Source organism: Gelidibacter algens (assembly GCF_001678675.1).
Lineage (GTDB): Bacteria > Bacteroidota > Bacteroidia > Flavobacteriales > Flavobacteriaceae > Gelidibacter > Gelidibacter algens.
Genome location: NZ_LZRN01000036.1, coordinates 30,365 through 44,170 on the forward strand (window position 1 = coordinate 30,365; position 13,806 = coordinate 44,170).

At 33.4% G+C, this 13,806-nt stretch carries 13 protein-coding genes; 10 read left to right on the forward strand and 3 right to left on the reverse strand.

What is annotated here, in order from left to right; genetic code table 11:
• Positions 1–16 precede the first annotated feature (16 nt).
• On the reverse strand, positions 17–262 hold the full coding sequence (locus A9996_RS14780; protein ID WP_066436728.1) for a hypothetical protein: 246 nt from the start codon (positions 260–262) through the stop codon (positions 17–19).
• A 418-nt stretch (positions 263–680) separates the two neighbouring features.
• Here A9996_RS14780 and A9996_RS14785 point away from each other — a divergent pair, with 418 nt between their 5' ends.
• The 3 genes from A9996_RS14785 (at position 681) to A9996_RS14795 (ending at position 4,063) form a co-directional block, all read left to right on the forward strand.
• Positions 681–1,391, forward strand: a complete 711-nt coding sequence (locus A9996_RS14785; protein ID WP_146608975.1) for a hypothetical protein — start codon at positions 681–683, stop codon at positions 1,389–1,391.
• Between the two features lie 410 nt (positions 1,392–1,801).
• Positions 1,802–2,050, forward strand: coding sequence for a hypothetical protein (locus A9996_RS14790; RefSeq protein ID WP_066436730.1), 249 nt, complete (start codon positions 1,802–1,804; stop codon positions 2,048–2,050).
• 798 nt (positions 2,051–2,848) lie between these two features.
• Positions 2,849–4,063 (forward strand): sensor histidine kinase, encoded by a 1,215-nt coding sequence (locus tag A9996_RS14795; protein WP_066436733.1) that lies wholly within the window; start codon positions 2,849–2,851, stop codon positions 4,061–4,063.
• 74 nt (positions 4,064–4,137) lie between these two features.
• On the opposite strand, the gene A9996_RS20260 is transcribed toward A9996_RS14795, so the two are convergent.
• Entirely contained in the window at positions 4,138–4,554 is a 417-nt protein-coding gene (locus A9996_RS20260) for a DUF2459 domain-containing protein (protein ID WP_211272662.1), read from the reverse strand.
• Between the two features lie 1,288 nt (positions 4,555–5,842).
• Between A9996_RS20260 and A9996_RS14810 the strand changes: the two genes are divergently transcribed.
• The 4 genes from A9996_RS14810 to A9996_RS14825 all read left to right on the forward strand — a co-directional run bounded on the left by A9996_RS14810 (position 5,843) and on the right by A9996_RS14825 (position 8,899).
• Positions 5,843–6,106: a helix-turn-helix domain-containing protein gene (locus A9996_RS14810; protein ID WP_066436738.1), complete on the forward strand. Its 264-nt coding sequence runs from the start codon at positions 5,843–5,845 to the stop codon at positions 6,104–6,106.
• 3 nt (positions 6,107–6,109) lie between these two features.
• On the forward strand, positions 6,110–7,372 hold the full coding sequence (locus A9996_RS14815; protein ID WP_066436739.1) for a type II toxin-antitoxin system HipA family toxin: 1,263 nt from the start codon (positions 6,110–6,112) through the stop codon (positions 7,370–7,372).
• The gene (locus A9996_RS14820; RefSeq protein WP_066436742.1) at positions 7,372–7,644 is read left to right on the forward strand and encodes a hypothetical protein; all 273 of its coding nucleotides are present in this window, start codon (positions 7,372–7,374) and stop codon (positions 7,642–7,644) included. Before A9996_RS14815 ends, A9996_RS14820 begins: the two co-directional genes overlap by 1 nt.
• Positions 7,645–8,272: 628 nt before the next feature.
• Entirely contained in the window at positions 8,273–8,899 is a 627-nt protein-coding gene (locus tag A9996_RS14825) for a Swt1 family HEPN domain-containing protein (protein WP_066436747.1), read from the forward strand.
• Here the strand turns inward: A9996_RS14825 and A9996_RS14830 are convergent.
• Positions 8,888–9,283, reverse strand: a complete 396-nt coding sequence (locus A9996_RS14830) for a hypothetical protein (RefSeq protein WP_066436751.1) — start codon at positions 9,281–9,283, stop codon at positions 8,888–8,890. The two genes, A9996_RS14825 and A9996_RS14830, sit on opposite strands and share 12 nt — an antisense overlap.
• A gap of 165 nt (positions 9,284–9,448) precedes the next feature.
• On the opposite strand from A9996_RS14830, the gene A9996_RS14835 reads away from it, so the two are divergent.
• The 3 genes from A9996_RS14835 to A9996_RS14845 form a co-directional block, all read left to right on the forward strand.
• The gene (locus A9996_RS14835; protein ID WP_066436753.1) at positions 9,449–10,450 is read left to right on the forward strand and encodes a helix-turn-helix transcriptional regulator; all 1,002 of its coding nucleotides are present in this window, start codon (positions 9,449–9,451) and stop codon (positions 10,448–10,450) included.
• Positions 10,451–10,724: 274 nt separating this feature from the next.
• On the forward strand, positions 10,725–13,061 hold the full coding sequence (locus A9996_RS14840) for an N-6 DNA methylase (protein WP_066436756.1): 2,337 nt from the start codon (positions 10,725–10,727) through the stop codon (positions 13,059–13,061).
• 3 nt (positions 13,062–13,064) lie between these two features.
• The coding region (locus A9996_RS14845) for a DNA-binding transcriptional response regulator (protein WP_157487228.1) at positions 13,065–13,806 on the forward strand (742 nt) is incomplete at its 3' end.

Here is a 13,806-nt window from a genome sequence, read left to right on the forward strand (position 1 = left end):
ATTTAAACCAATAAAACTAATGAGAAACATCTTTATAATTGTTTGTTAGAATATCTATCACTTCATCTTGGCTTTTACCCAATCTGGACTCTAATCTTTTAAGTAGTTCTTTTTCTTTACCAGTTTCAAATGTTACATCATCACTGGTAAGTAATGGGTATTTGGTTCTCAACGCACTGGCTTGTTTGTTCCAATCGCCATTCATTTTGAAATCTCTGGTTGTTTTTACCGCTCCTTGGTTGTTATTGTCTTGGTCTTCCATGATATTATGTTTTGGTCATTAATTAATTGTTGTGTTACGAAGTTAGTTGTTACTATAGCAGTGTGTGTTACAGAACCAAAGCTGAAGCTTACATATATTACTGATTTTTAGATAGCTTATTTTTACACTGTTTGTTCGCCATTGGTGGTGTTTTCCACCAACAATGGAAAAGCCAAAACTTCAGCAAAAAAAAAACAAGTGACATAATTTGACTAGAGTGACAAATACCAACTTTGGCACTTGGCTCTACCCAAACTCATATCTACCTTTTTAATCCATTGTAAGAGTTTCTGACATTTTGAACACGGGTAAATTAAAATATCTTTTCTCTATTAGGGTCAACAATCGAGCGATTGAGAGTAATCGTTACAGACATAACTGGCTACATTTGAGGATATTAATTTTAAATAAAACTATAATGAAACATGCAATCACAGTATTTGTAATTTGTTGCTTTGTGGGAATTGGGTCTATGAATTCTCAAGAGACAAAGAAAAAAAACGATACGTCAAAAGATGCTATGTCAAAAGACATGGAACACTCTAAAGACCATATGTCTGCCAATAAAAAAGGGATGTATTCAGACTATATTAAAGATTGGCCAAAAAATACACAAAAAGCAGTGGAGTCAACCGTCAAATCCTATGGCGAGCCATCCAGTAGTTCAGCCAATGAAATCGTATGGAGAAATGTAGGAACTTGGGAAATTATAAGAATCTCAAAAGAAGAAACCCCACATAACTTCCCTATCGACCATACCGATTATATGCAGCAGACCATTTACCACAATGTGCCAGAGGATAAAATGAGTGAATTGGGTGCTTTTGATGGCAGCGTGACCTTTGATCGTACACAAGGGTATTTAAGCGCAAGATGCGATTTGGAAGCGAACAATTTTTTGGCTTTAAACTTAGCGCATAACATCATAACTGGAAAAAAAACAGTTGAAGAAGCGCGGACTGCCTATGCTGATATCATAAAGGAAAAAATGAGTGGTAAAGACCCGGACTATATGAAAAAGCTTCAATTTAATGTTGAAACTAAAGCCGTTGCAGATCCTGGTGTGAATACTACAGGATTGACCAAAGACGAAGTTATGGCGGCAATCAAGAAAAATTCCAAAATGTAATCTGAATTTTTAACCTACTTAACCTACTTATGTTTTATATATTGGGATCTGAGCTGCTATCAGCATAAAAAAAATTCGTGATGATTCTTTTCGTTTTGAATTGTTGAGGTATGGCTTTAGCCTTTAAAGGCTATTACTTTTTGTAAAGAATGTCCAAATCTATAGGAACCCTCCTTCTTTTTTGTTCCGATAGCAATCTCTACCTAATTTTGAAGGATAAGCTCCTTTGTCAAGGACGAAAAAAATGAATTTTAGGCCCTTGCAGAATGCCATTTGCGCCACTAAAGCTAAAAAAACCGATGTCATATAGCACACGACGTATTTGGACGACTGACGAGAAGGTGCTATGTTAAATCCTTCCAAAGAGTAAGTTACGAAACAACAGAAAGACGATCTAGAATTGCTAAACGATGCAATTAAAAATTAAGAAAAATACCTTTAAACAAGAAAACAAATTAAACGTCATGAAAGAAAAAGAGAATCAAGAGAACCTTTCTAAAAGAGAGGCAGATAAAAAATCCAAAAAAAACTTTCCTGGATATCCACATTATCCGGCAAGTGAGGATATTTACAATAAGGAGAAAGAAGTAACAGACATCAATCCTGCAGACATCACCAAGACAAAAACTACCAACGAAAAAAGGGGACACCAAAAATAAAAAGGATTTTGAAAATAATAAGTCTGGTTGTAATTTGAATGTTCAGGGCTTTGGATGATCAGCAAAAACGTGCGGATAGTGAAAATGAATAAAACAATTGATCCAGTATAGATGGTGATGGGCACAACAAATTGTATGAAGATAACGGGTAGTATATCAATTACACTAAGACTTTGGCTTTCTGCTCAAGTGACCATGGTTTTATTAAAGGCTATGGCTTAGGTTATATTGCAATAACATGATAGGGCGTCTGGAGATTTTAAATAACAAAAAAGCAGACCATAAGTCTGCTTTCTAATGCCAAATGATAAGTGTCAATTTGGACTTCTCTAACCAACCAATGCAAAGATGTGTTTTTAATAACGAGTATGTTTATATAAATTTTTATTTTAATTACATATATCACAGATTCAATTATCTATTTAAAATTACAGTTCAAAACCTGTTAAAAAGTACAGTTCAAAAATTAGACTGCGCTCTTAATTTAAATTTCATTTTTTAGGGTCTTTTATCATCAATCTTTGAAACTAGTGTTTTATCCAATACAACCAACAATACACGTGATTTATGTAACTTTTGATCCAGTTTGTATAACATTACTCTTCCATAAACGCCTCATCTTTGAATTATTCCATTTTTTAAGCCACATTGTGCAACATCAAACAATTATTTAATATTAAAACACGTTAAATAATCGCTGGAAGCATACGGTCATTTTGATACACATACTTTGACTACGTGCGACGTAACTATAAAATAGACGGTATTACTTTCAAAACAAATTTCAAAAAAATTACTATGAACAGCAAAAAGTCTTCAAGTGTCAGATCAACAATTGAAGGCCATGCAACCATTATTGCAGATAGGAATGCTATGACAAGACATGATCATACTGCACAGGTTGATACTGCATTACAATTTGATAAAGAACGGGAGTCAGTTATCCTACAGAGTATCGGTGATGCCGTAATTGCTACAGATTTGGATGGAAACGTTATATTAATGAACCCGGTTGCCGAAAAACTTACGGGATGGAAAGCAGACGAAGCTGAAAACAAACCAATACCTGAAGTTTTTCATATTATCAATCAAATAACAAGAGAAAAAACTGATAATCCGGTTGAAGCAGTTCTTAAAACAGGAAAGGCATTTAAATTAAAGCCAGATACTGTATTGATTTCCCGCAATCGAAAAAGGGAATATGCCATTAACGATAGTTGTACACCTATTCTCAACTCAAAAGGAAACATGATGGGAGCTGTACTTGTTTTTAGGGATGTCTCAAAACAAAGGCAAGAGGAAGCGCTTAAAGAAAAAATTATAGCCGATTTAGTTCAGCGTAATAAAGATCACGAGCATTTCTCCAACATAATTTCCCATGACCTTAAATCACCTGTCTCAAATATTATTAGTCTGACGGCATTGATAAATGATAAAGACACCGATGAAGCCGAAAAAGAAATTATGATGAATGCCCTGTCTACCTCCGCGGAACGATTGGATGAGGTAATTATTGATTTGAATGCGATTTTAAGTCTTGGAAGAAAATTAGGAGAACACAAAGAGCAGATCCAATTTTCAAAATTTGTTAGTGATATAAAAGAAAGCATCGGAAACATTCTAGAGAAAGAACAGGCGCACTTTAATATAGATTTCAGCGCTGTGGACGAAATGTTCACGATTAAAACTTACATGTATAGCGTTTTTTCTAACCTGATTTCTAACAGCATAAAATACAGGAGGCCTGATGTGCCATTAGAAATTACGGTTAAAAGTGACTTGGTAGATGATAAAATTGTTCTCACATTTAAAGATAATGGGCTGGGATTTGACCTTAAGAAAGCTGGGGATGATCTGTTCGGGTTATACAAACGCTTTCATACCGATAAAGCCGAAGGAAAAGGAATGGGACTTTATATGGTAAAAGCACAGGTGGAAAAATTAGGGGGCACCATAAGCGTGAAGAGTGAAGTCAACCAAGGAACAGAGTTTACAATTGTTTTGGCTCCATAGTGGGCTTATAGAGCGCAACATAATTGGTTTGCGCTGAAACTCTCCTTTGCCTACGCGACTATCAAACATATTTTTTATTTATACTTATTTAAAAGCCCAAAATCGAATGGAGTCCATAAACACGATTTCAATCCACTTTCTTTAAATCCTTTATTTACCCAACTGTTACAAGTCTTAAAACAAGAATAACTTCCTTTAGATTTATAAAAATCATCTATCGAAGAGTAACCTTTGTTTTCGAGTATAATTTTCATGCCGCTTTCATTAGTGTCAAAAGTATTTTGTAAATAAGCATTCAATTTTTGCAATTCAGACTCATTTACTTTTATTTCAATCCAATCTGTTCGTTTCTGTTTGTATCGAGTTACGTGCATTAATGTTGCGCTTTTCAAAAACATTGCTTTGAATGCGTTGCTAAAAGTCAAATCTCCCCAAGTTGGAGTATTGAGATAAAAATTTTCATCTCCCCAACGAGGACAAATAATTTTCACTTCCGTTATGTTTTATTCCAGATAATACTAAACTATCTACATCTTTTATTGGTATAACAATATATAAATGAACTCCGTTTGTACTTAAATAAATTGATTTATTAAAATTTTCATTGTTCGCTTTTCGGTCAACTGTTATTGCACTCAGAATTAAGGAAACAATTATATATGTTATTGGTATTAGCAAAAAATATAAAATCCATTTAAATATTTTCTTGGCTATTTTCATATAATTTGGTTCATGTTCTGACTAACGTCAAAATTATTATAAATTTTCCTACACAAAAATTTACTCGTTATCTCAAGAAATTAACAGGTTTTTCAGTGTGGGGAATGTGCTACAACGTTGATGTGTATTAGCCGTTGCGTGTCTCAAACACAAACCACTAAAAGTACAAAACTCCGCTGGAAAATTCCCAAGCCCCGAGGCTTCGGGGTCCAGATGGGCACAGACCCAGCAATGGCTTATAGCATCCATGAAAAAGCAGAAAGTCCAGTAACTTTAAATTTCACCAAAATAATAAGATATAAAAACTGATCAGACTGCTCACCGAAAGTTATACATTGGCATCGACATCCACAAGCGCAGCTGGAAAATTCACTGTGCAACCGATCTGTTCTCAGGGAGATAATCTACCATGCCCCCGAGACCGGAAGTACTGGAAACGTGTGTCAAAAAACATTTTCCAGTCCAAGAAGTTTCTACGGCCTACGAGGCGGGCTGTTGCGATTATTATGCGCACCTTAGCTTTTGAGGGCTATGGACGGCATTCATTGGTCGTCAATCCGGCCGATATCCATCGCAAGGGTAAAGGAGCCCACAACTTTATGACTTGATCCGATATTTACCCATTTATGGTAGTAAGTAGAAAATAAAAAGCCAATAAACATGGCGTTTATCGGCTTTTGGTGGAATTCAGTAAATTCCTTGCGGAGAAAGAGGAACTATCCAAATTCTCATTTTTTGAGGGTTTACAGGCCTTAAAACAACCCTGAAAATTTAGTGACACCGAATTAGCCCCTTTTTAACAAAGGTTTAAGAGTTCTAAGATGTTTCGGGTTCAAATTGAGGTAAATGAATTTAAACTATATTTTTAAGAAGAGATTATAGTAAACTTTCGAGTAAAGTACCGTATTTTTAGTGTTTTTATCGAAAGTTTACTAAAGTTGAATCATACAGCTCTCGTTACGTGAAGCTTAGTATAGTAATTCTACGAACAATATATTTAGTGTTATAATGGTAAATATCAATTATAATACCTATATTTAACCATTATATTGGTATAATATGTTGGAGATTACTACAATAAAAGATGTGAAAGTCAAGATTGGAGAAGCTTGTAAGGCACTTCGTAAATCAAATGATCTATCTCGAGAAGATTTAGCAGAGGTGCTAGATGTCTCAAGCACAACCATTCAAAACATAGAGAATGGTAAAAATGCGACACTCGATAATATTTTAAAAGTAGCCAATCATTTTGGATTATTACAATCTATAACCAAAGAAATAGATAAAGTTATTATTGATCAAAACGACATTTCACTTTATTAATAGATGGCTAGAGATAAAATAATAGATATTATTGCTTTTGGCCAGGAGATTGGCAAATTAGGCTATGATATAGATCAAGGCAAATCATTTTTTCAATATAATCCTGAATTCTTAGCGTCGGGCAAATACTCAAAACTCTTTCCCTTTATTTTTAAACGCACCAAACCAGTGCAGGTATTTACGGAATACCAACAAGATACGTTTCAAGGTTTACCACCAATGATAGCCGATTCCTTACCCGATACCTTTGGTAATATCATTTTTCAAGAATGGTTAACGGCAAGAGGCATCCAAAAAGTGACACCATTGGAACAATTGGCTTATGTAGCAGATCGTGGGATGGGTGCGCTTGAATACAAACCAATTAAAGAGTTACCTAATTCACCAAAAGTCAATATTGATGAAGTCATAAATATCTTAGAAAAGGTGCTCAAGCTCAAAGATGATACCACAGGTAAAGACCTAAGTGAACTATCACTTTTAAATGTTTTTAAGATAGGGACTTCGGCAGGAGGTGCAAGACCAAAAATTCTAATTTCAGAACATAAAGAAACAGGAGAAATCATAGCTGGTGATAGAGAAACAAGTGATGACTACAATCACTATTTAGTTAAACTACACCTTGATGACAGTGATGGTTACAATAAAGAAAAAGTAGAGTACGCGTATTACTTATTAGCTCAAGAAGCAAATATAGATATGATGTCTTCTAAGCTGATTGAAAACAAACACTTTGCAACATTACGCTACGACAGACAACACGGAGAAAAGCAACACGTATTAACCGTAACCGGTTTAACTGGTTGGGATTTTAAAAGTCAACCAGAAAACTCTACCTATGAGAATGTTTTCAAGGTAGCAATAGGACTAGAAGTACCACATAAAGATTTACAACAACTTTTCAAACGTATGGTGTTCAATCTTGTTTTCAGAAATGTAGACGACCATTTAAAAAACCATAGTTTTATCTATAACAAAGAAAGTAATAGTTGGAATTTAGGACCTGCATATGATTTAACGTATGCACTTAATCCGCTATTTACATTCAAAACAACATCTAGGGCTTTATCCATTAATGGTAAGCGTACTTCATTAACAATTAAAGATGTCCTTACTATTGCTGAAGAATTTTCTATAAAGAACCCTAAAGGAATTATTGAAGATGTCCAAGCCTTAATTTCTCGATGGTCAGTGCTTGCTACTGAATTAGAAATACCTGAGAATATTATTAAAGCAATTCAAAAAGAAATAAAGGAAATAGAATAATGGCAAATAGCACACACGCACATTTGAGATACAATATTCTAGACCACGGCTTCCGCAATAGATCTTATAGTTTTGAAGAGTTATTAAATGCAGTAAATGAGGGAATTGAGGAGTTATATCCTGGAGAAAAAATTTCAGAAAGAACATTACGGGAAGACATTAAAGTTTTCAAAGATAAGAAAGGCGGATTTGGCACACCACTAAAAGAAGGAATGAGAACTTATAAGTACTCAGTCAGAATGACAGGGAAATACAAGTCATTCGGTGCGTAAATTAAAAACTCAAAAGTACGCATCGAATACCGCTCCTTTTATTTGATATTATATGATTTTAAATAATTTCAAGGAAAATGCAAAAAGCCGATAAACATAGTGTTTATAGGCTTTTGATGAGATTTGGTAATCTCTCAGCGGAGTCAAAGAGGATCTATTTTACTTTAATTATATACCTGATAATCAGATGGTTATAATTGAAAAATTGTTAAATACGCACCGAATCACGCACCTTGATTTAAGTCTCTTAAAATCAGTATTTTAAGATTTAATTTTTGAGTCAAGTATTTTATTTGTCCGAAAACTCAATCTAGAAAATCGCTAAAAATTGATGAATATAAATAATTTTTTATTTTCAAAAAATTATAAAAATTGCTCATTAACTTCTTTATTCGAAATGATAATCATGTAATTATAAATAAAATTAGTTATAATTGGTAGATTTATAGAAAATTGATTTCAATGGAAGAAAAGTTCGGAAAATGGGTTGCTGAAAAAGAAAATAAAGCTGCAGGTACAGTTTATAATTATACAAAAGACTTTAAAAAGAATATCCGATCATTATACGCAGTTTACCGGAGAACGCATCTACATTTTTGATATTGATAATGCGACCGAAATATCTCAGATGATCGACTTATACGATTTCAATGGAAAATACAGTGAATTTGGAAATTATGGAAATAGAACCAATATCAATGGACTAAAAACCTATGAGCGTTTTTTATTGGATAAGCCAAAGGTACGTGGCAATTCTTCGTATCAAGATAAACGAAATCCAACTTTACGACCTGAATCTAGACATACGTTATTAGATTATTTTGATCAAGAGTTAAAGACCGAAGCATATGAAATGCGCAACTGTTATGAGTTGTTTTATTGTTTAGAGCGCTCAATTAGAGAATTAGTAAAATCAACCATGCGTGATTTTTATGGATCCGACTGGTGGACAAAAGTAGAGTATCGTGTGAAAGAAAATGTCAAAAACAATCTGGACTATGAATTAGATACCACGCATACCAAAAGATCCGATAACGAAATTGATTATACAACATTTGGGGATTTGCGAAAAATTATTAATTCAAACTGGACTATTTTCGAAGAGAAATTTGAAAGGAATTTAAGTTCTGTAAACGAAGTCATGATAGATCTCAACCGAATAAGAGTATCTATAGCACATTGTACACCTTTAGCTCAGAAAGAAATTAAACGCTTAGAAATCCGTATTGATGATTGGTTTGGATTATTGAAATAAATTATCCAAAAAATCACTCTCATAGGAATAGCAATGATAAATATCTTTAATGGTATTCTTATCCATATCAAAATACAGAGCAAAATGTTTTCCAGATGTATTGCCTATAAACTTGGAGATGGGCTGATCGCAGTTACAGCCTTTGCAGGAATCTAGATCCAATTCTAATTCCGTATCACCTAGAGATCTATGATAGTCAAAATGCGCTCTTAATTTGTCAATAAATAGCTCTTTACCGATATCTTCGTAATCAATACTCTCATCCAATAAAAGCTCTAACAATACGGGCTCCATTTTCATAATGGCTAACCAAACCGCATTTATAGTGCTTAAATCGTAAAGATCTCCTAGTTCAGCAAGTTTAAAAGTGGTGTTGTGTCTCATTATCTAATTAATTTCAGCAAATATTCTGAGTTATTACGCAATACATCTGCATGTTGACGATTATTATCAAAAAGCTCTTAGAAAAGTCCGTTTAAAATTTTAAAAGTCCTTATTTTTAAACCCCTAACAGTATTGAAAACTTTATTTTTAATTTGAACCAACTTCATGGCAACCAACAAACATGCCCAAATTCGTTATACCATTTTAGATCGCTGTTTCAGTAATTTTAATCGATTGTACACTTATGACTATCTATTGGAAGAAGTGAACGACCATTTATACGAACTTGGGACAGAAGGGATAAGATTGCGTCAATTACAGTATGATATCGATCATATGAAATCTGATGCTGGATGGGCTATAGAATTGGATGAATCGTTAAAGAAAGAACGTAAAAAGGCATTCCGCTATCAAGACAAGAGTTTTTCAATAGCCAATCATCCTTTAAATGTCGATGATTTAGAACAATTGGAAACCACCATTACCATTCTATCTCGTTATAAGCATCGTGCGGAATTTTCTTGGTTGGAGGAACTGATTCCACGTATGGAACAAGCTTTTAACTTAGTCGCTGATGGCGATAACGGCATTGTTGGCTATCAAGAAAACATCGATCTAAAAGGTCGCCAACATATAACTACCTTATTTAATCTCATTGTAAAACGGAAACAAATCAAGATTATTTACGAGCCGTACGGGAAACCGCAATTTGATGTAGTTGTTTTTCCGTATCATGTGAAGCAATATAATAACCGTTGGTTTTTGTTTTGTTTTAATGCGCAGTATCAATCCATTTCCAATTACCCTTTAGATCGAATAATGTCCATTGAGGAGTTGGCGGAAGGTTTTGAACCCAGTGCTATCAATTGGTTGGATTATTTTGACGACATTATCGGTGTTACAAAACCAGAAGACGACAAATTAGAAAAGATTCATTTAAAATTTTCTGAACAGCGTGTTAATTATGTGTTGACCAAGCCTTTACATGGTTCTCAGAAGTTAGATAAATCGGATGAAGGCGGACAAATGGTAATTATAGAAGTGGTTCCGAATAATGAGTTGTATCAATTATTGTTGTCGTTTGGGGCAGATGTGGTGGTGATTTCACCTCCGAAAGTTAGGGATGAAATGGTTGAAAGAATTAAAAACTTGACCAATAACTATTAACATGCAGATGCACTGCATAAATCAGTTTTTAATTTGCATCAGAATATTAAATCTTAGTTAATGGATAGTTTTGAGAATAAATTTTGGAATACTTTAAATAGTATTCGTGGGTATAGAGATATAGGAGACCTTAAAGAGCTTTTTATTTCTTTTAGTTTTTTTAAAGTTTGCTAATGACAAATTTATTCAATTTTCGTTTAATCAAATTGAGGTACCTAATAATGCCAAATGGGATTTTCTATATTCCAAATTAAATAATTATGATTTTGTAAAAATGCTTTTGGATGCTTTCTATACTTTAGAAAATGAAAATGAAAGGTTGAATAAATCGTTTAGTGCTTTTAAATTTGAATATGATTATAACAAAAAAGAGGATTCTGAATTTATTATCCAATTGTTCGGTGCTGTATCTGAATTCAACTTTATTGAAAATGAACCGAAATTTTCAGATGTAATTGAAAATTTAATAACCCACTTCGTTAGATATGAAGGTAGAAAAGGTGTGGATACTACAACGCCTCAATCTATATCACAGTTAATGATTGAATTGTTAAACCCTCAAAAAGGTTCTATCTTAGATTCTACTTGTGGAACTGGAGGTTTTTTCCAACAAATTAGTGTTAATTACCCAAATCGGAATCTTTATTTTTATGGTCAGGAGTATAATGCGTCAACTTTGGCGATTGCTAAGTTAAGGTTTGCGTTTAATGAAGAGGATTCTATTCAATTTGGTGAAGCGAGCAATACACTGAGAGATGATCAGTTTGGAGATTTAAAAGCCGATTATGTTCTAATGCATCCTCCTTTCAACCTGAAATTGTTGAGCAATGATCTCAGGTCATATGATCCACGATTTGAGTTTGGTTTGCCACCAACAAGAAATGCAAACTTTGCTTGGATTCAACATGCCATATATCATCTCAATAGGACGGGTAAAGCAGTTCTATTGCTAAGTAATAGTTCATTGAGTGCAGGGGGTAGTGAAGGACAAATAAGAAAGAATATTATTGAGGCTGACTTAGTAGAAGCGATAATAGCACTGCCGTCTCAATTACTGGACAATACGAGTATTCCTGCAAGTATATGGGTGTTAAATAAAAATAAGCCACAAAAAGAGAAGGTATTATTTATTGACGCTTCAACTTTGGGACATATGGTTAATAAAGTTCAGCGTGCTTTAAGTAATGAAAATATTCTTGAAATTGCGTCTAATTTTTGGGCTATTCAACAAATGGATTCTAGTTTTATCCATAAAGTTGGTTTTTCTAAATTAACAAGTATATCTGAAATTGCTGATAGGGGATTTTTATTAACTCCAGGGAGGTATATTGATGTTGAAGGATTATTAGATATTGATTTAAGTAATACACAAGAGCTAGGGAGTCTATTAAAAGATGTAAAACCGTCACGCATTGCTCCGGATAAGGAGTATTTGAAGTTGATGATCAAAGATTTATCATCAAATCCTGATAGCTATCAATTAAATACCGAAAATTTATCTATAGGAGAACTAAACTCGAATTTTAGGGCATTAGAAAATGATGTACTTCTGTTAGCTCGAGCAGGAACTAATCTAAAACCTACATTTTACGCTTCCAGTACTAAGGAGATTGCCTACGCTAACATGTATGAGTTCAAGGTAGATCAATCTAAAGTGTCGATAGAGTATTTGGTTGCGGAATTATATAAAGATTATATTAAATCTCAGATTGAGAGTTTTAATATGGGGGCTGCTATGCCTAGAATTAGACGTGAAGATTTACTAAAAATACGAATTTTAGTTCCGTCTACTATAAAGGAGCAAACTGAAATTGCAAATAAAGAACGTGAAATACGGTTTCAATCTCTAGCAAAAGATTTAGGTTTTGAGAAGGAGATTGCTAAGCTCAAATCGGCTCAAATGAAAGATCTGGGCTCTAAAAAGCATAATATTATGCAACATCTTAATAACGTTAAAGCTTCAGCTGATGTCTTATCAAAAATGATGAAACTTAATAATGGTATTTTGAGATCTGATGAGATAATAGATCCGAAAAGAGGCGTTACTGTAGAGAAACGGTTACTTCGTTTACAAGAAAGTTTAGAGACAGTAATATATTATGTGCATAATATTACTAATGAACTAAAATATGATGATGCTGAAATATTAAATATTATTACCCTTTTAAAAGAATGTAAAGAGAGAGGGATTCAAGGGGAACAATTTTCAGTTGAGATAATTGTTGAAAATCAATCATTCCAAGGAAGTGAGCCACTAGTAAATATTTCTAAAAATGATTTTGAAGAAATTTATATTAACATTTTAGAAAATGCTATTAATCACGGTTTTGTTGATGAAAATAAGTCTTATATTTTTCGTATTTCAATAGCTTTTATTGATGGTTATTTAGAAATTAATTTTGAAAATAACGGGAAACCTTTTCCTAAAGGTATTGCTGAAAGATATTATGTAAAAGGTGAAAAAGGAGGTACAACAGCTGGAACAGGAATTGGGCTATGGAAAGTTTCTGAAATTGCCAATCATTTTGATTGTAAGTTAGAAGTTTTTGATGAACCTACAAGTGAGTTTCCTGTGGGGTTTAAATTTAAATTTAATCTTAAAGCACGTTAATTGATGAATAAGTACGAAGTATTATGGATAGATGATGATGCTGAAAAACAAGATGCATTTTTAGAATCCGCATATTTAGAAGGGTTAAATATTAATTACTACAAAACTTCTAAACTTGGTATGGAAGAGTTGACTTCTAAAATTGAACATTATGATGCAGTGATTTTGGATGCCATGGTATATAATGATTCTGAGGATGAAAAGCCAGGGTTGATGGGTTTGCTAAGATCTATTAAAAAGATTAATAGTTTGGCAGATCGAAAAAGGATCCCCTATTTTATTTTTTCTGGTTATATAGATAAAGATGAACATTCAAGTGCAAGAGAAATGCTAGCCGATGAAACTATTTTTATTAAAAGTAAGGATAATCAGGCACTCTTTGACGCAATTAAAAAAGCTGCAGATCAACAAGCGGATACACAGATAAGACACAAATACCAAAGAGTTTTTGATGTATGTACAGAAAAGTACATAGGGGAAAATGCGGGCGAAGATTTGCTTACAATATTGATGAATATAGATAATATATCAGCCGATACTCAATTTAACGTATTGAGAAAAATTGTAGAAGATATTTTTATAGCATTTAATAAATTCCAATTATTACCTAAAGATTTTATTACACCATCGGTAGCCCTCAATGAAAGCAGTAAGTTTTTGGCTGGTAAAAATCATAAAGGAGAATTGTTTTCAGAGAAGGGATATCAGCATTTAGAAGGAACTCATATTCCATCTCAAATTTCAT